The sequence below is a fragment of the Bacillus sp. FSL K6-3458 genome (assembly GCF_038005045.1).
GTDB classification, from domain to species: Bacteria; Bacillota; Bacilli; order Bacillales; family Bacillaceae; genus Bacillus; species Bacillus altitudinis.
This window is the reverse complement of sequence record NZ_JBBOSI010000001.1, coordinates 1,594,178-1,610,961: the sequence shown is the minus strand read 5'-3', so window position 1 is coordinate 1,610,961 and position 16,784 is coordinate 1,594,178. Positions and strand designations below refer to the sequence as shown.

Annotated in this window: 17 protein-coding genes and 1 other annotated feature; of the genes, 5 read left to right on the top strand and 12 right to left on the bottom strand. The window is 42.4% G+C overall.

The window, feature by feature from the left end:
- Positions 1–2: 2 nt before the first annotated feature.
- From MHH23_RS08475 to MHH23_RS08465, 3 genes are all read right to left on the bottom strand, one after another.
- Positions 3–269 carry an IreB family regulatory phosphoprotein gene (locus MHH23_RS08475; RefSeq protein ID WP_024718370.1) on the bottom strand — a complete coding sequence of 89 codons (267 nt, stop codon included), beginning with the start codon at positions 267–269 and terminating at the stop codon, positions 3–5.
- Between the two features lie 89 nt (positions 270–358).
- Entirely contained in the window at positions 359–2,995 is a 2,637-nt protein-coding gene (gene alaS, locus MHH23_RS08470) for an alanine--tRNA ligase (protein ID WP_024718371.1), read from the bottom strand.
- 79 nt (positions 2,996–3,074) lie between these two features.
- Positions 3,075–3,282, bottom strand: a binding site (T-box leader).
- Positions 3,283–3,325: 43 nt separating this feature from the next.
- Positions 3,326–4,390, bottom strand: a complete 1,065-nt coding sequence (locus tag MHH23_RS08465) for an AI-2E family transporter (RefSeq protein WP_017358104.1) — start codon at positions 4,388–4,390, stop codon at positions 3,326–3,328.
- Positions 4,391–4,614: 224 nt separating this feature from the next.
- Here MHH23_RS08465 and MHH23_RS08460 point away from each other — a divergent pair, with 224 nt between their 5' ends.
- The 4 genes from MHH23_RS08460 (at position 4,615) to MHH23_RS08445 (ending at position 7,568) form a co-directional block, all read left to right on the top strand.
- The gene (locus MHH23_RS08460; protein ID WP_007501456.1) at positions 4,615–5,343 is read left to right on the top strand and encodes an amino acid ABC transporter ATP-binding protein; all 729 of its coding nucleotides are present in this window, start codon (positions 4,615–4,617) and stop codon (positions 5,341–5,343) included.
- Between the two features lie 14 nt (positions 5,344–5,357).
- Positions 5,358–6,167, top strand: a complete 810-nt coding sequence (locus MHH23_RS08455; RefSeq protein ID WP_113767040.1) for a transporter substrate-binding domain-containing protein — start codon at positions 5,358–5,360, stop codon at positions 6,165–6,167.
- A gap of 80 nt (positions 6,168–6,247) precedes the next feature.
- Positions 6,248–6,901, top strand: a complete 654-nt coding sequence (locus MHH23_RS08450; protein WP_268363284.1) for an amino acid ABC transporter permease — start codon at positions 6,248–6,250, stop codon at positions 6,899–6,901.
- A gap of 16 nt (positions 6,902–6,917) precedes the next feature.
- Positions 6,918–7,568, top strand: a complete 651-nt coding sequence (locus tag MHH23_RS08445; protein WP_008342693.1) for an amino acid ABC transporter permease — start codon at positions 6,918–6,920, stop codon at positions 7,566–7,568.
- A gap of 38 nt (positions 7,569–7,606) precedes the next feature.
- On the opposite strand, the gene MHH23_RS08440 is transcribed toward MHH23_RS08445, so the two are convergent.
- From MHH23_RS08440 to cymR, 8 genes are all read right to left on the bottom strand, one after another.
- The gene (locus MHH23_RS08440) at positions 7,607–7,738 is read right to left on the bottom strand and encodes a YrzQ family protein (protein ID WP_008342695.1); all 132 of its coding nucleotides are present in this window, start codon (positions 7,736–7,738) and stop codon (positions 7,607–7,609) included.
- 20 nt (positions 7,739–7,758) lie between these two features.
- The gene (locus MHH23_RS08435; protein WP_003216308.1) at positions 7,759–7,950 is read right to left on the bottom strand and encodes a hypothetical protein; all 192 of its coding nucleotides are present in this window, start codon (positions 7,948–7,950) and stop codon (positions 7,759–7,761) included.
- Between the two features lie 13 nt (positions 7,951–7,963).
- Positions 7,964–8,422: a PRC-barrel domain-containing protein gene (locus tag MHH23_RS08430; RefSeq protein ID WP_340959296.1), complete on the bottom strand. Its 459-nt coding sequence runs from the start codon at positions 8,420–8,422 to the stop codon at positions 7,964–7,966.
- A 90-nt stretch (positions 8,423–8,512) separates the two neighbouring features.
- Complete coding sequence (recD2, locus tag MHH23_RS08425) at positions 8,513–10,897, bottom strand: SF1B family DNA helicase RecD2 (protein ID WP_340959294.1); 2,385 nt, start codon at positions 10,895–10,897, stop codon at positions 8,513–8,515.
- Positions 10,898–10,916: 19 nt separating this feature from the next.
- On the bottom strand, positions 10,917–11,570 hold the full coding sequence (locus tag MHH23_RS08420; RefSeq protein ID WP_008342707.1) for a tetratricopeptide repeat protein: 654 nt from the start codon (positions 11,568–11,570) through the stop codon (positions 10,917–10,919).
- A 61-nt stretch (positions 11,571–11,631) separates the two neighbouring features.
- Entirely contained in the window at positions 11,632–12,750 is a 1,119-nt protein-coding gene (mnmA, locus tag MHH23_RS08415; RefSeq protein WP_008342709.1) for a tRNA 2-thiouridine(34) synthase MnmA, read from the bottom strand.
- A 94-nt stretch (positions 12,751–12,844) separates the two neighbouring features.
- Positions 12,845–13,987, bottom strand: a complete 1,143-nt coding sequence (locus MHH23_RS08410) for a cysteine desulfurase family protein (protein ID WP_058336590.1) — start codon at positions 13,985–13,987, stop codon at positions 12,845–12,847.
- An 18-nt stretch (positions 13,988–14,005) separates the two neighbouring features.
- Positions 14,006–14,425 (bottom strand): cysteine metabolism transcriptional regulator CymR, encoded by a 420-nt coding sequence (gene cymR / locus MHH23_RS08405; RefSeq protein WP_008342713.1) that lies wholly within the window; start codon positions 14,423–14,425, stop codon positions 14,006–14,008.
- Positions 14,426–14,632: 207 nt separating this feature from the next.
- Between cymR and MHH23_RS08400 the strand changes: the two genes are divergently transcribed.
- Complete coding sequence (locus MHH23_RS08400; protein WP_008342715.1) at positions 14,633–15,898, top strand: replication-associated recombination protein A; 1,266 nt, start codon at positions 14,633–14,635, stop codon at positions 15,896–15,898.
- A 32-nt stretch (positions 15,899–15,930) separates the two neighbouring features.
- On the opposite strand, the gene MHH23_RS08395 is transcribed toward MHH23_RS08400, so the two are convergent.
- Positions 15,931–16,695, bottom strand: a complete 765-nt coding sequence (locus tag MHH23_RS08395) for a tRNA threonylcarbamoyladenosine dehydratase (protein WP_008342718.1) — start codon at positions 16,693–16,695, stop codon at positions 15,931–15,933.
- Between the last annotated feature and the right edge of the window lie 89 nt (positions 16,696–16,784).

Sequence of the window (16,784 nt, the reverse complement as noted above, 5' to 3'; positions counted from 1 at the left end):
TTTTACGCCTCTTTATGTGTCTCTAAGTACGATTTAACCAATTCCTCAATTAATTCGTCTCGTTCTAGTTTACGAATTAGGTTGCGTGCATCCTGATGTCTTGGAATATAAGCAGGGTCGCCTGACAGCAAGTATCCGACAATTTGATTGATCGGGTTGTATCCTTTTTCTTGGAGTGCGTCATAAACTGTTATGAGCACTTCATTCACATTGGTTTCAGCTGAATCATCAGAGAAGTTAAACTTCATTGTCTTATCAAATGAACTCACTGCTTCTTGCACCTCTCTTCCAACATTCTACTAGCAAGCTTTTTTCTAACCGCTCATCTAATACCATTATTCTACACTACATTGACTGATTATAAAACGGATTTGACAGATTCTTCGACAGTTGCCAGTGCTTCTTCAAGCTTTTCTGGCTGTTTCCCGCCTGCTTGTGCCATATCTGGGCGTCCGCCTCCGCCTCCGCCGCAAATTTCAGCTGCCTGCTTCACAAGTTTTCCTGCATGAAGACCTTTTTCAATGACGTCTTTCGTCACACCGGCTGAAATGTTGACTTTTCCATTTTGAACGGCACCAAGTACGATGACAGCTGAACCTAATTTCGCTTTTAAGTCATCAACCATCGTTCTTAAATGGTTCATATCTTTGGCGTTTACTTTTTCAGTTAACACGTTCACTCCGCCAACTTCGATGACTTTTTCTAAAATAGAGCCAGCTTCTGCTTGACTTAATTTCGCAAGAAGTGATTCGTTTTCTCTTTGAACTTCTTTTAAATCAGCCTGCAAGGAAGCGATGCGTTTTGGTACATCTTTTGTATTTGATTTCAGTTCATTAGCTGCCTTTTCTAAAATCGCAAGCTGATCATTTAATTCTTCATAAGCACCTTTACCTGTTACAGCCTCAATACGGCGTGTTCCAGCACCAATACCCGATTCAGATGCAATTTTAAACAATCCGATCTCCGCAGTGTTTTGAACGTGACAGCCTCCGCATAACTCGATGCTGTAATCACCCACTTGCACCACACGGACAATATCGCCATACTTCTCGCCAAACAGCGCCATTGCGCCCATTTCTTTTGCTTCAGCAATTGGTTTCAGGTCAATGGCAACCGAAATGCCTTCCCAAATCTTTTCGTTGACGATTTTTTCAATTTGTGACAATTCTTCTTTTGTTACTTGTCCAAAGTGAGAAAAGTCAAAGCGAAGTCTGTTTTCATTCACAAGTGAACCCGCTTGGTTAACGTGGCTGCCCAATACATCTTTTAGCGCTTGGTGCAAAAGATGTGTCGCTGTGTGATTTTTCACAATGCCTTTTCGAAGCGCTGATTCGACTTCTGCAGTGACTTCAATGCCTTTTTGAACCGTACCACTTACGACGACTCCTTCGTGGACATGCTGGCCGTTTGGCGCCTTTTTCACATCTTTGATATCAATGATCGCTTCGGCACTTTTTAACGTTCCTTTATCCGCCACTTGTCCGCCGCTTTCTGCATAGAAAGGTGTTTCATCTAATAAAATTTGCACCGTTTCCCCTTCGTGAGCTTCTGTGACAATTTCACCGTTTTGAAGCAATTCGATAATACGAGCATCTGCAGTTAAATTTTCGTAGCCCACAAACGTACTTTCTGCTTTAATATCGCCTAAAGCCCCGCCTTGAACCTGCATACTGCCTACATCTTGTCTGGCATTTCTTGCACGTTCACGCTGCTTCTCCATTTCTAGCTGGAAGCCTTCACGATCAACTGTCATGTTCTCATCTTCTGCATATTCTTCCGTGAGTTCGACCGGGAATCCATATGTGTCATAAAGCTTAAACACATCTTGACCGGAAATTTGTGAGCTGCCATTGTCTCGTTCTTTTTTGATCACTTCTGATAAAATGGCTAACCCTTCATTCAGTGTCTCATGGAAACGCTCTTCTTCATTTTTGATCACTTTTGCAATAAATTCTTCTTTTGCTTGAACATCTGGATAGAAATCCTTCATGATCTCCGCAACAACTGGAACTAGGTCATACATAAATGGACGGTGGATATGGATCGTTTTTGCATAACGCACAGCACGGCGCAGCAAACGTCTTAACACATAACCTCGGCCTTCATTAGAAGGAAGTGCTCCGTCACTTACGGCAAAGGCAACAGTACGAATGTGATCAGCAATGACTTTAAATGCTGTATCCTTTTCTTTCGACTCACCGTAGCTTTCTCCAGAAATTGTTTCTACCGCACGGATAATCGGCATGAATAGGTCTGTGTCAAAGTTCGTCGGTACGTTTTGAATCACAGAGACCATACGCTCAAGACCCATTCCTGTATCAATGTTTTTCTTCGGAAGCGGTGTGTATGTACCATCTGGATTATGGTTAAATTCAGAAAAAACAAGATTCCATACTTCTAGATAACGTTCATTTTCTCCGCCTGGATATAATTCAGGGTCGTTCATGTCGTTGCCATATGCTTCGCCGCGATCATAGAAAATTTCTGTATTCGGACCACTTGGCCCCTCGCCAATATCCCAGAAGTTGCCCTCTAGACGAATAATTCGTTCCTCAGGGACACCAATTTTATCTCTCCAAAGAACATACGCTTCTTCATCCTCTGGATGTACCGTTACAGATAACAGATTCGGATCAAAGCCAATCCACTCGTCACTTGTGAGGAATTCCCAAGCCCATTCGATTGCCTCTTCTTTGAAATAGTCTCCAATAGAGAAGTTGCCCAGCATTTCAAAAAACGTATGATGGCGTGCTGTTTTCCCTACATTTTCAATGTCATTTGTACGAATTGATTTTTGTGCGTTGCAAATACGCGGATTCTCAGGCACGACGCGGCCATCGAAGTATTTCTTTAATGTTGCCACCCCGCTGTTAATCCATAAAAGTGTTGGATCGTCATGCGGTACGAGGGACGCACTCGGTTCGACAGCATGTCCTTTTTCTTTAAAAAAATCTAAAAACATTTGACGTACTTGAGCTGAAGTTAAAGTTTTCATCATAAATCCTCCTTTTTTATTCCTCAATCTTCACACAAACGAAAAAACATCCCGCCCTATGCAAGCAAAAAACTACTTACACAGGGACGAGATGCTCTCGCGGTACCACCCTGATTATAGACATATGCGTCTATCACCTTCACATCCGATAACGCCGGAAGAGAGCGGCAGTGTTTATCTGCACTCGGGACTAGCTTCCGTTAAAGGTCTGATAAGGCTTTTCTCAGCAAACAAAGCCTCTCTCTGCAACAGCTTTTTAACGTACTCGGGTCCGTCATTGAATTCAATATGTATGAATCGAAATTATTATAGACAACTCGGCTCGTCTTGTCAATGAACGCTTCGTCTCATGTGAATATATTGCACAATGATGACCCTCATAATAGCTGCGGACGGCACGGCTAAAATCATTCCAATCAAGCCAAACAGCTCACCTCCAGCGAGTAACACCAGCATGATTACGACAGGATGCATATGCAGGCTTCTCCCGACAATGATCGGACTCAGTACATTGCTTTCTAAAAATTGAAGCACGGCTACTGTAATTAGCACAATGATCACTGACTTCACTGAGATGGTAAAAGCGATAAAGACAGCTGGAATCGCTCCAATAATCGGGCCAAAATACGGAATGACATTCGTTGCACCGATTAACATACCTAGTACAAGCGGATATGGAATATGAAACAGCCAAAGAACAATGGCAGCAGCTCCCCCAATTAAAGAACAGACAAGCAATTGCCCTCTAATATAATCCCCAAGTGAGTCATCCACTGCTTTCACAAAGGCATGTCCCCTTTTTCGGAAGCTTGGCGGGGTTAAATACCATGCTGCCCGCTTCATCGTGTTCATATCTTTCACCATATAAAAGACAAGAAAAGGAATAAGTGCAGCAACTAAGGCGTAATCAAGCAGTACTTTACAGCTAAGAATCATCCGCTCTGCCCCATTTGCGGCATACGTCTCAGATTGGACAATAAAACGATCCAGTCGTTCATGTAGTCCATCAGGCCAGTGGCTTGTATGACGATGAACATGCGATAAAGCACCATTATACGTTTCGGCAAGCATGGGAATTTGCTCCGACAATTCATTTAACTGAGCGATTAAAACCGGTGCCCCTTTATACACAGCCAAACCAATGCCGCCAAAAAACAGCACATATATCAATAAGAGACTGACCGTCCTTGGCAAACCTCGCTTATGTAGTCTTTCAACAATGGGATAAAGAAGATAAGAAATAAAAATAGCGATAAGAAGCGGGATCAAAACCGCTTTGAGCAATAAAAAAATAGGCATCCATAACTCGTCTAGCTGAACCAAAATGAGTAAAGACGCAAGGACAAGCAGTACACCTGCAGCATATATTAGAAACTCGATCGGACGTTTCTTCACCTTTTTCACCTCTCTTCTTATTGTTTAACCAACTTCTGCAATTATCCATGTAAATAAAATTTGTCCTAACTTTGTTAAAAATGAATACACATGAAACATACGGCTCCATCCAAAGTCACTGTTTGCTGTAAAATCTCGTTAGAAAATATTCCATTATTTTCTTATTTCTGCCTCATTTATGCTAGAATCCGCTTTAACTCAATCATTAGAAGAGGAGGTTCTTCATGATCACATTCGAAGAAGTCAACAAGCATTACGGCCAGTTCCATGTACTTAAGGACATTAACCTACATATTCAAAAAGGTGAGGTTGTTGTGATCATCGGTCCTTCAGGGTCTGGAAAAAGCACGATGCTCAGATGTATCAATCGTCTTGAAAGCATTGATGAAGGAAAAGTCCTTGTCAATCAAGTGTCTGTTCAGCATCCGAAAACCAACATCAATCTCATCAGGCAAAATATCGGGATGGTGTTTCAGCACTTCCATCTTTATCCGCATAAGACGGTGCTTGAAAACATTATGCTTGCGCCGATGAAGGTTAAAAAAGTGAGCAAAGAAGAAGCAAAGGAAACAGCTGAATTTTATTTAAATAAAGTTGGCATTCCTGAAAAAGCAGACACCTACCCTTCTAGACTCTCAGGAGGACAGCAGCAGCGTGTGGCAATCGCAAGGGGACTTGCAATGAAACCTGAGGTCATGCTTTTCGATGAACCAACATCAGCTCTTGATCCAGAGATGATCGGTGAGGTGCTAGATGTGATGAAACAGCTGGCAAGGGAAGGAATGACAATGGTCGTTGTCACGCACGAGATGGGATTTGCCCGTGAAGTCGCAGACCGCATTGTGTTTATTGATGAAGGAAGAATTCTTGAAGAATCTACACCAGCTGCCTTTTATGAAAAACCGCGCGAGAAACGCGCTCAGCTCTTTTTAAGCCGTATTTTAAATCACTAGGGGGAATGAATTTGATGAAAAAAATGAAACGCTTTGGCCTATTACTGTTGATGACTTTCTGTATGATCGCTCTCGCTGCTTGTGGATCTGCCGAGAAAGGCTCAACTGATGCAAAACAAGGCAGCTCATTAGAAGCCATTAAGAAAGACAAAAAAATCGTTTTCGGTGTGAAAAACGATACTCGTTTATTCGGTCTAAAAAATCCTAGTAGCGGGGATATTGAAGGGTTTGATATTGATATCGCAAAAGCGATCACTAAAGAAATGCTCGGTGATGAAGGAAAAGCAGAATTCAAAGAAGTGACATCTAAAACAAGAATTCCTTTACTGCAAAAAGGAGATATTCATGCCATTGTTGCCACAATGACGATCACAGAAGAGCGTAAAAAAGAGGTCAATTTCTCAGATGTTTACTTTGAAGCAGGACAATCACTGCTTGTGAAAAAAGGCAGCGACATTCAATCGATTGATGATCTTAAAAAAGGTACGAAGGTGCTTGCAGTGAAAGGGTCCACTTCTTCTCAAAACATTCGCGAAAAAGCACCAGAAGCATCCGTTTTAGAATTTGAAAATTACCAAGAAGCCTTTACAGCCTTAAAATCAAATCAAGGGCAAGTTCTGACAACTGATAATGCAATTTTATTTGGCATGGCAGACGAAGATTCAAATTATGAAGTCGTTGGCGGAACATTTACCGATGAGCCTTATGGCATCGCTGTGAAAAAAGGCGATGAAAAATTGACAGAAGCCATTAATAAAGCGTTAAAGGCATTAAAAGATAATGGAGAGTATGACAAGATTCATAAAAAATGGATCAAAGAATAATCAATTGACTCGATCAATCTCAACACCCTCAGGAGAGCCGCTTGCCGGCTCCTCTATTGATTAGGAAGGAAGTGAACTGATTGCTGCGGTTTTCCATTTTAACTGAGAACTTCCATCTTTATTTAGAAGGGTTTAAATATACGATTGGTGCAAGTGTCATTGCGTTGATTGGAAGCTTTTTCATCGGTACACTCATTGCCATTATGAGAATTGCGCCACTAAGGCCGCTCAACTGGTTAGGGACGGCTTACGTGGAATTTATTCGGAATATTCCGTTATTATTGATCACCTTTGTGTTCTTTTTTGGTTTACCGGTACTTGGCATTGTGGCAGATGGCTTTACAGCAGGAACCATTGCCCTCTCCATTTATACGTCTGCTTTTATCGCTGAAGCCATTCGTGCAGGTATACAAGCTGTACCGCTTGGACAAATGGAAGCAGCTAGAGCTTCTGGTCTGTCATATAGCGGAACGATGCGATATATTATTCTGCCGCAAGCAATCAAAATTGTCATTCCACCACTTGGGAATCAATTTATCAACCTTGTGAAAAACTCGTCTATTTTAGGTGTCATTGCAGGGTTTGATCTGATGTACCAAGGAGACCTTATCGCTTCGAGAACGTTTGTGACATTTGATGTATACATCTTTGTTGCCATGTTCTATCTTCTATTGACCATTCCGCTTAGTCTAGGCGTTGGTTATTTAGAAAAAAGATTAGCCCGAAGCCACTAGAAAGGAGGAAAACACAATGGATTTTATAGGTGCCTACCAGCCCGATCATCTCGCCTTTTTACTTGAAGGATTTGCTGTCACCTTAAAAGTGGCTTTTATCTCCATCATTTTAAGCTTTATCATCGGATTAGTCGTTGGCACATTGAGGTTCGCACAAATCCCTATTTTATCAAAGGTGCTTGCGGTCATTGTTGAAACCGTTCGGAACCTGCCGCTTTTGCTGATCATCTTTTTTACGTATTTCGCCCTGCCTGAAATCGGCATTAAGCTAAGCATTACAGCCTCTGCCATTGCGGCTTTAACCGTGTTTGAATCTGCCATGCTGTCAGAAATTATTCGCAGCGGATTAAAATCAATTGATAAAGGACAAATCGAAGCGGCCAGATCCTCTGGTTTAACCTATATACAAACATTAAAAATGATTATCATGCCACAGGCATTACGCCGAATGGTCCCGCCGATTGTCAGTCAATTTATTTCTCTTTTAAAAGATACATCGCTTGCCGTTGTGATTGCCCTTCCAGAACTATTGCATCACGCGCAGATTTTAAATGGTCAAAGCCAATCTTATTTACTTCCTATTTTCCTCTTGGCGGCCATGATGTATTTTGTTGTGAACTTCAGCTTGTCTATACTTGCACGGAGATTAGAGTACAGGCAGGCATAAAAAAAGGACATCCGCTCATGGTGGATGTCCCTTTTTGTTTAAAGCATTCGCATAACTCGTTTTCTCATCTTTTTCATATCCCGCTTAGATGGCATATCATATCGACTTGCAAAGTGATATGCGAGTGCACCTGCACCAAGCGTTAATAGTGAAGAAGTCATTTTGCCCATTCGAAATTCCCCCTTAACACTTATAGTTGAATTGAACGTTCATCGTCACTAAACAGGTCGTCTAAACTGCTTAGTGTACCGTCTTCCTCCACTTGGTGAGTAGATATTTTGCCTTTTGACAGTGTCAATTCAATAAAACAGCCCCAGCAATAATATTGATTGACCCCAATTTTTCCGATGTCTTTACATTTGCAATTTGGGCAAATGAGCATACTCAGCACCTCTTTACGTTCGGTTTAGAACAAGTGCTTCTTTTTGAATATCCATCAAGGTTCCGGCAGCATGCAGCTGCTTTCGAATCCCTGATAGCTCTGTAAAGAAGCCGTCCGAGAGTTCATATGCTACGATTGTGCCCGAATTTGTACAAAAGTATACATCTTCCAAAACACCTAATGTTTCACCATCTGGCGTACGGATCATTTTCTTTTTTAATTTCGAAAAGAAGAAGGATGGGGCGGAGGTATCTATCTCGATGCCCTTCTGGCAGCTCACATATAGACCTTTGTCTGTCAGTTTGTCGCCAGCTGAGAATGGAATGAAAGCACAGTCTTTCTTTTTCCCATCTAAAACATATCCCCCGCAGCTGCCGCCGGCTAAAAAGCAAATATCTTTGATCGCCCCAAGTGAATGAGACAGCTCGTCTGTATAGATCGTCAGTCCTTCAAGCTCTCGACATGTTCTCAAAATGTGATCAACCACCTTTTCGGAACAGTCTTATCGTGTGCGTTTCCTCTATGACTCATACGAAGAAATGGCTTCCATGAAGGAAGCCATTTACTCTTGCATAAAATCAAACGGGGTGATTCCCTCCATGCCAATATTGGCATCGTGTACGCAGAAAGGAAGTTCTTTTTGGAGGGCTGCTAGCTCAGCGTCCATGATTTCTTCCGTTTCAGTAAGACGCATGGTTAAAGACGTTTGTCTGAGGGAGTCTTCATTATTTTTCACGCCCCACTCTAATGCTGATTCCTCGCCGCACAAAATTAAAAACTTTTTACTTCGTGTAATGGCCGTGTAAAGCAAATTTCTTCGAAGCATTCGATAATAACTTCTCACGACTGGCAGCACCACGATTGGGAATTCACTGCCCTGGGATTTATGAATCGAGCAACAATAAGCGTGTGTAAATTGATGAAAATCTTTTTTCGTAAACGTGATTTCGTTTCCATCAAAGGAGATGACCGCCATATCTTCTTTTTCCGTGTTTTCTTTCGCATAAAAGATCGAGACAATTTCGCCAATATCTCCATTAAAAATGTTATTCTCGGGCTGATTGACAAGCTGAAGTACCTTATCACCTGTCCGGTAGACGACATCACCAAATGGAATCTCTCTTCCTTTTGGCTTTTTAGGATTCAAAATTTGCTGAAGCATTTTATTCAGTTCATTAATGCCTGCTTTTCCTTTATACATCGGGGCAAGCACTTGAATGTCCTTTGCTGAATAACCCTTTTGCGCAGCATTGCTGACCACTTTCTCGATGACTTCTTTCATTTGGTCACTAGAGCATTGAATAAAGGAACGATCCTTCGAGCGTGCAGTAATATCCTTTGGCAATACACCATTTTTCATATCATGCGCAAGCTCAACAATTGTTGAACCGTCTGCCTGCCGATAAATATCAGTTAGTGTAACTGCCGGTATAGCTTGTGACGCAAGCAGGTCTCTTAACACTTGACCAGGTCCGACAGATGGAAGTTGATGTTCGTCTCCAACCATAATGACTTGAATATGATCTGGGATCGCCTTAAACAAATGGTTCGCCAGCCAAATATCCAGCATACTCGATTCATCAATGATGACAAGTTTTCCTTCAATCGGCTGGTCTTCATCATGTGAGAAGCCTTCTGATCCATTCCAGCCTAGCAGCCGGTGAATGGTCACAGCAGGAAGTCCAGTGGATTCTGTCATTCGTTTCGCAGCACGTCCAGTTGGTGCGGCAAGCACGAACGGAAATGCTTCATCTTTTTTATAATCACCCGGGTCAAGAGATACGCCGTGAAGATCGCTGTAAAGCTCGACAATCCCTTTAATGACCGTCGTTTTCCCTGTCCCCGGTCCGCCTGTTAAAAGCAGCATTGGAGACATGAGTGCCTTTTGAATGGCTTCTTTTTGGGTTGGTGCATACTGGACACCAAGCCGTTCCTCCAGTTCACCGAGTGCAAGCAGAAATTCTGATTCAGGAAATTGATCTGCATATTCCGTTTGAGCGACAATTTTTTGAATGCGTTTTGCCACACTTTGCTCCGCATAAAAGAGCGACGGATGATAACAGCGCTCATCTTCAATAATCATGTCTTTCCCTTCACCAAGTGCAATGATCTGATTGGCAACGTCCATTTCAGTCACTTTGTAGTCATTGCCGGTTTGATTCAGCAGTTTACGGGTTTCGACGATCAGATCTTTCGTTTGTATGTACGTATGACCGTCCTGCAGGCTTGCTGTCTCAACGGTATACAAAAGGGCTGCACGAATGCGGTCTGGATCATTTCCAGATATCCCTGTTCTAGCGCCGAGTTCATCTGCTTTAATAAATCCAATCCCCTCGACGTCTTTGACGAGCTGATAAGGGTTTTCTTCAATTTTTTGCAACGTTTCACTCTCGTATACTTGGTAAATCTTCATGCTAAGCTGAGGACCAAAACCATATTGATTCAGGCTAATCATGATTTGCTCAAGTCCTTGATGCTCTTGAAGTGCGGCAGCCAGCTTATCTGCCTTCTTTTTTGACAGGCGAGGGACGTCATACAACACAGACGGATCACGCATAATTTGATGAAGCGTCTGATTGCCAAGCTTGCCGACGATTTCTTCCGCCGTCTTTTTTCCAATCCCTTCAAACAAGTCACTAGAGAGATAATGAATGATGCCTTGCTTTGTTGTAGGGACTTCCTTTTGAAAATGAGTGGCTTGAAACTGCTCGCCAAACTTCGGATGACTTGTGACTTTGCCATAGAAGGTGTAGGTTTCATCCTCATGAAGTGCTGGGAAGTACCCTGTGACAGATGCTGTCTTTTCCTCTAAATTCTCTGATGTTTCAATGACTTTTACTTTTAACACCGAGTATAAATTACTTTCGTTATGGAAAATAACGGCTTGAACCGTCCCTTTTAAAAACGGTTCATCTTCAAGCTTCATTTGATCTGGATGTTCCTGCACAGGTCTTCCCTCCTTCCGGTTATTCTGCCTCTTGAATCAGCTTTTGCGCATGCAATGCAAGCATATGATCAGGCTGCACGTCAATGGCTTTTCCTAGCATTTCAAGCGCTTCGTCCTTTTTCTCTAAATACGCATACGCAACGCCTGCATTATAAAAGGCGTCTGCATGCTGCGGATCTCGCGTAATCACTTCAGTAAAGACTGCGACCGCTTCCTCCAGCAGATGTTCATTCGCTAAGCACATGCCAAATTGAAATCTTGCTTCGTTGTCTTCTTCGTTTAGCTCAACTGCACGCTGAAGATAAGGCATCGCAAGCTTTGGCTGCTCTAATTTCATCAGTGTCTGCCCTAACATATAAAACAAATCACTGTTTTCCATTCCAGCTTGTAGCGCTTGCTCAAAATAGTCTTTCGCTTTCATAAAGTCTTCTTTCATCGTGTAAACATTTCCTGCTCCGTAATAGGCTGCAGCTGCTGTATGATCAAGTTCAATGGCTTTTTGAAAGAAGTTCAAAGCACGTTCAAATTCATGAACACTTGAAAGTAAATTCGCAAAGTTAATATATGGAACCGGGTCCTTTGGGCTTTCTTCAATGGCTTTCGTAAAAGCTTCAGCTGCCTGTTCGATGTTCCCTTGATTTAAAGCTTCAATACCGATTTCGTTATGATTCATTCGCTCTCTTCATCCTTTCATTAAAAAACCTCAACAGCGACGTTGAGGTTTTTAACACATGTTACACATACGACAGCTTTTGGCCATCTTTAAAGACATCGTCAATGGTCCCGCCGCCAAGACATTCTTCGCCATCATAAAAAACAACAGCTTGTCCTGGAGTGACAGCACGAACGGGTTCATCAAAGATCACCATTGCTTCCTGCTCACCTGTCATTTTGACTTTTACATGATGGTCTTCTTGGCGGTATCGGAATTTCGCTGTGCATGTGAGTTCACCGTTTTCGCCGACAATATGAGGACGCGTCCAGCTGATGTTAACAGCTGAAATACTTTCAGAGTATAAAAGCGGATTGTGGAAGCCTTGTTCAACAAATAAGATATTTTTCTCTAAGTCCTTCCCAACAACGAACCACGGATCACCGCTTCCGCCAATGCCAAGTCCTTGGCGTTGACCGATCGTGTAATACATGAGTCCATCATGTTCACCTTTTACTTCTCCGTCCATTGTCTGCATCACACCGGGCTGTGCAGGCAAATATTGGCTAAGGAACGTTTTAAAGTTTCTTTCCCCAATAAAGCAGATGCCCGTAGAATCTTTTTTCGTTGCTGTTGCGAGCTCTGCTTCTTTCGCTAATTCACGCACTCTTTTTTTCTCTAAATCGCCGATTGGGAACAACACTTTATCAAGTTGTTCTTGAGTCAGCTGATTCAAGAAATAAGTTTGGTCTTTGTTTGTATCAAGACCTCTTAGCATTTTCACTTCATCGCCGGTTCTGTCGACACGGGCATAGTGGCCTGTTGCCAAATAATCCGCTCCAAGCGACAATGCATGCTCAAGAAATGCTTTGAACTTAATTTCTTTGTTACACATGACATCTGGATTCGGCGTTCTGCCTGCTTTATATTCATCAAGAAAATATTGAAACACTTTGTCCCAATACTGTTTCTCGAAATTCACTGCATAATATGGGATTCCAATCTGGTTACAAACACGAATGACATCCTCATAGTCCTCCGTTGCTGTACATACACCATTTTCATCTGTGTCATCCCAGTTTTTCATAAATATGCCGATCACATCATAGCCTTGCTCCTTTAACATGAGCGCAGCAACTGATGAATCGACGCCTCCGGACATACCGACCACAACTCTTGTGTCTTCAGGTCTTTTTGTCATCTTCATCAACTCCAATTTCAATGAAACAACGTGCGCGTTTCGTTCTTCAGGTGCCTAGCTGTTTCATTTTTCACACACGAACAAAAGGGAGCATTTATTTGGCTAGGCGTTTCACGACAGCCGCTATCTTATGCGCCGCCTGCTTCACATGTTCCTCTTCATTTCCAAGACCGAAGCTTATTCTGACTGAGGATGTCAGCTCTTTTGCTTCTTCACCATACATGGCGCTTAATACGTGCGAAGGAAGGACAGATCCAGCCGTACATGCTGACCCGCTTGAAACAGCAATCCCTTCCATATCTAAGTTCACAAGTAACGATTCAATAGAAACGCCCGGGAAGTGGACATTTAAAATATGCGGCAATGTCTCTTTCGGATGTCCATTGATAGAGAAATTGAGTGATTCCTCTTCGAATACTTGCAGCATCGCTTCTTTGAGCTTACCATAATGCACTGCTTTTTCTCTTCTATTTTGCTTTGTTAATTGAACTGCTTCTGCAAGCCCAATGATTCCCGCCACATTTTCAGTGCCAGCACGGCGTTTTCTTTCTTGTTCTCCTCCGAATAGCTGCGGTGAAAGTTTTACACGCTCATTCACGTATAAAAAGCCTGTTCCCATCGGGCCATTTAGTTTATGACCGGACGCAGATAAGAGGTCGATATGAAGTTCTGTGACATCAATTGATATTGTCCCAAATGCCTGTACAGCGTCTGTATGAAAATAAGCAGTGTGTTCGTGTAAAAGTTGACCAATTTCTTTAATTGGCTGGATCACACCCGTTTCATTATTGCCATACATGATGGTCACAAGAATTGTATCGTCTCTTAGTGCTTGTTTTAATTGATCAAGATGAATCAATCCAGTGTGATCCACATCTAAATACGTCACATCAAAACCAAGCTTCTCTAGTCGTTCGCATGTATGCAGCACTGCATGATGCTCAGTTTTTGTTGTGATGATATGTTTTCCTTCATGCTGCCTTGCCATTGCCACACCTGTAATGGCCAAGTTGTCTGCCTCTGTTCCTCCGCTTGTGAGGATGATCTCCTGCGGCTTACAGTGTAATTCTCCTGCAATGACTTCCCTTGCTTCATCGAGCCACTTTCTTGCCTCGCGCCCATATGAATGAATACTAGAGGGGTTGCCAAATATCTCTGTAAAGTAAGGCATCATCTTGTCCACAATCCGTTGATCCATCGGCGTTGTGGCTGCATGATCTAAATAGATACGTTCCATTTACGGTACACCTCTGATCTAAATATAGAACATATACGCCTCTTGATCCTCGTCATCTTTATAGCTTGCCAAGTCTTCAAGAGTTGTATTGTCTAGTACGTCTTTTACTGCATCACGAATACGAATCCAAAGTGCACGCTTTGCTGGTTCTTCGTTTTCGATCACTTCAACAGGACTAATAGGTCCTTCTAATACACGAATAATATCACCGGCTGTAATCTCGTTTGGCTCATGGGCAAGCACATAGCCGCCATACGCTCCGCGGATACTTTTCACAAGACGTGCATTGCGAAGTGGTGATACAAGCTGCTCTAAATAATGCTCAGACAAATCATTGTTTTGAGCGATTGATTTTAATGATGTAGGGCCTTCGCCATGTTTTTTGGCTAATTCGATCATGATCGTCAGACCATATCTGCCTTTAGTAGAAATTTTCAAGTTAAACACCTCTGCGTTTTCTATTTCTATGTCATCAATTATTTTTCTGATTTCATATACGCTTATATAGACCAAAAGCAATTATATCATACTTTTAGCCAACTTTCATTTGCGGGTTCTGAGCTCAAAACGAGGACGCATCCCTTTTCTATTTGAAGAAATTTCGGTACTCTATACAAACAAGACATTGCTTTAGGAGAGATAATCATGAAACCTTTAGCGTATCGGATGCGCCCAAGTCATATTGGAGACATTATTGGGCAGGAGCATCTCGTTGGGGAAGGTCAAATTATTAGACGAATGGTCGAGGCGAAACATTTGTCCTCGATGATTTTATACGGACCGCCGGGAATCGGCAAAACATCCATTGCAACTGCAATCGCTGGCAGTACAAGCATTGCCTTCCGTACATTGAATGCGGTGATTCATAACAAAAAAGATATGGAAGCTGTCGCCGCTGAAGCGAAAATGAGTGGTCAGGTCATCTTGATTTTAGACGAAGTCCACAGACTCGATAAAGGGAAACAGGATTTCCTTCTTCCGTATTTAGAAAATGGCATGATCATTTTAATTGGCGCGACAACAGCTAATCCGTATCATGCGATCAACCCAGCCATCCGCAGCCGGACACAAATATTTGAGCTGAAGCCGCTGGAAACAGAGCAAATTAAAGCTGCATTATCTCGAGCTTTACAGGATGAACATCGCGGGCTTGGCGGTTATTCGGTCAAAGTTGATGAGGAGGCAATGAATCATTTTGCAAATGGATGCGGAGGAGATGTGCGTTCCGCTTTAAATGCACTTGAACTAGCCGTCTTATCGACAAAAGCGGATGAATCTGGACAGATCACGATCACTCTAGCTGCAGCAGAAGAATGTTTACAAAAAAAGAGCTTCTCGCATGATAAAAACGGTGATGCCCATTATGATGTCCTCTCGGCTTTTCAAAAATCCATTAGAGGATCTGACGCAGACGCTGCGCTTCATTACCTTGCAAGACTGATTGAAGCGGGAGACCTTGAAAGCATTTCGAGACGATTACTTGTGATGGCTTATGAAGATATTGGCCTAGCCAGTCCGCAGGCAGGGCCACGTGTGTTAAGCGCTGTTCAAACAGCTGAGAGAGTTGGTTTTCCAGAAGCACGAATTCCACTCGCTAATGCCGTGATTGAACTGTGTCTTTCTCCAAAGTCAAACTCCGCTTACCAAGCGATTGATGCGGCACTGCATGATATTCGCACGGGGAAAATTGGTGAAGTTCCCGTTCATTTAAAAGACGCCCACTATAAAGGAGCAGCAGCACTTGGAAGGGGCGCCGATTACTTATATCCGCACGATTATGAAAATGGCTGGGTGAAGCAGCAATATTTACCTGATCCGCTGAAAAACAAACAATATTATGAACCAAAGCAAACTGGAAAATTTGAAGGTGCACTAAAGCAAGTGTATGAAAATTTAAGACGGCAAAAATAAAAACAGCCCCCTGCTCTAAGCAGGCGGGCTGTTTATTTATCTTTCACACGTGTAATCGGAATGTCTTTTAACAATTTCATAATGACATGACCACCCATGATCAGTCCAGCCACAGATGGAACAAACGCATTGGATGATGGCGGCATTTGTGCCTTACGAATTTTCGCTTCATCATTTCCAACTTCTTTTCTCACATCTTCACGAATGACAATCGGACTTTCATCAGAAAAAATAACTTCAATTCCCTTACGAATGCCTTCCTTCCGCAGGCGTGTTCTGACGACTTTCGCAATTGGGTCTGTATGTGTTTTCGAGATGTCATCAATTTTAAAGCGTGTCGGATCTGTTTTATTTGCAGCACCCATACTCGAAATAATGTTCACATCGCGTTTCAGGCACTCTTTCATTAAATGAATTTTATAATGAATTGTATCTGATGCATCAATGACATAATCAAGTGGATACTCAAAGAATTGTTCATATGTTTCTTCTGTATAGAACATTTTGAGCGCAACAACTTCACATTCTGGGTTGATGTCAGCAATTCTTGCCTGCATTAAGTCAACTTTAGGCTGCCCAACCGTTGATAGCAGAGCTGGCAGCTGCCGGTTTACATTTGTAATATCAATATCATCTTTATCAACAAGAACAATACGGCCAACACCTGAACGAGCAAGGGCTTCTACTGCAAAAGAACCTACGCCGCCTACTCCAAGCACTGCAACTGTACTGTTTTTTAATATATTTAAGCCTTCCTTGCCAATGGCAAGCTCGTTTCTTGAAAACTGATGTAACAAGTGCCTCACTCCACCTTTATTTAAAATGAATCGAAAGAATCATATCATATTCAGCGTTCTCCGTCATCCTTCTCAAATAGAAAAAAACA

What these genes read in the sequence shown, in the direction of transcription:
- MHH23_RS08435 (WP_003216308.1), bottom strand. Translation starts at nt 7,950, where the DNA reads ATGCTCATTTGCCCAAATTGCAAATGTAAAGACATCGGAAAAATTGGG.
- MHH23_RS08420 (WP_008342707.1), bottom strand. Translation starts at nt 11,570, where the DNA reads ATGAATCATAACGAAATCGGTATTGAAGCTTTAAATCAAGGGAACATC.
- mnmA (WP_008342709.1), bottom strand. Translation starts at nt 12,750, where the DNA reads ATGACAAAAAGACCTGAAGACACAAGAGTTGTGGTCGGTATGTCCGGA.
- MHH23_RS08445 (WP_008342693.1), top strand. Translation starts at nt 6,918, where the DNA reads ATGGATTTTATAGGTGCCTACCAGCCCGATCATCTCGCCTTTTTACTT.
- MHH23_RS08460 (WP_007501456.1), top strand. Translation starts at nt 4,615, where the DNA reads ATGATCACATTCGAAGAAGTCAACAAGCATTACGGCCAGTTCCATGTA.
- alaS (WP_024718371.1), bottom strand. Translation starts at nt 2,995, where the DNA reads ATGAAAACTTTAACTTCAGCTCAAGTACGTCAAATGTTTTTAGATTTT.
- MHH23_RS08455 (WP_113767040.1), top strand. Translation starts at nt 5,358, where the DNA reads ATGAAAAAAATGAAACGCTTTGGCCTATTACTGTTGATGACTTTCTGT.
- MHH23_RS08410 (WP_058336590.1), bottom strand. Translation starts at nt 13,987, where the DNA reads ATGGAACGTATCTATTTAGATCATGCAGCCACAACGCCGATGGATCAA.
- MHH23_RS08440 (WP_008342695.1), bottom strand. Translation starts at nt 7,738, where the DNA reads ATGGGCAAAATGACTTCTTCACTATTAACGCTTGGTGCAGGTGCACTC.
- MHH23_RS08400 (WP_008342715.1), top strand. Translation starts at nt 14,633, where the DNA reads ATGAAACCTTTAGCGTATCGGATGCGCCCAAGTCATATTGGAGACATT.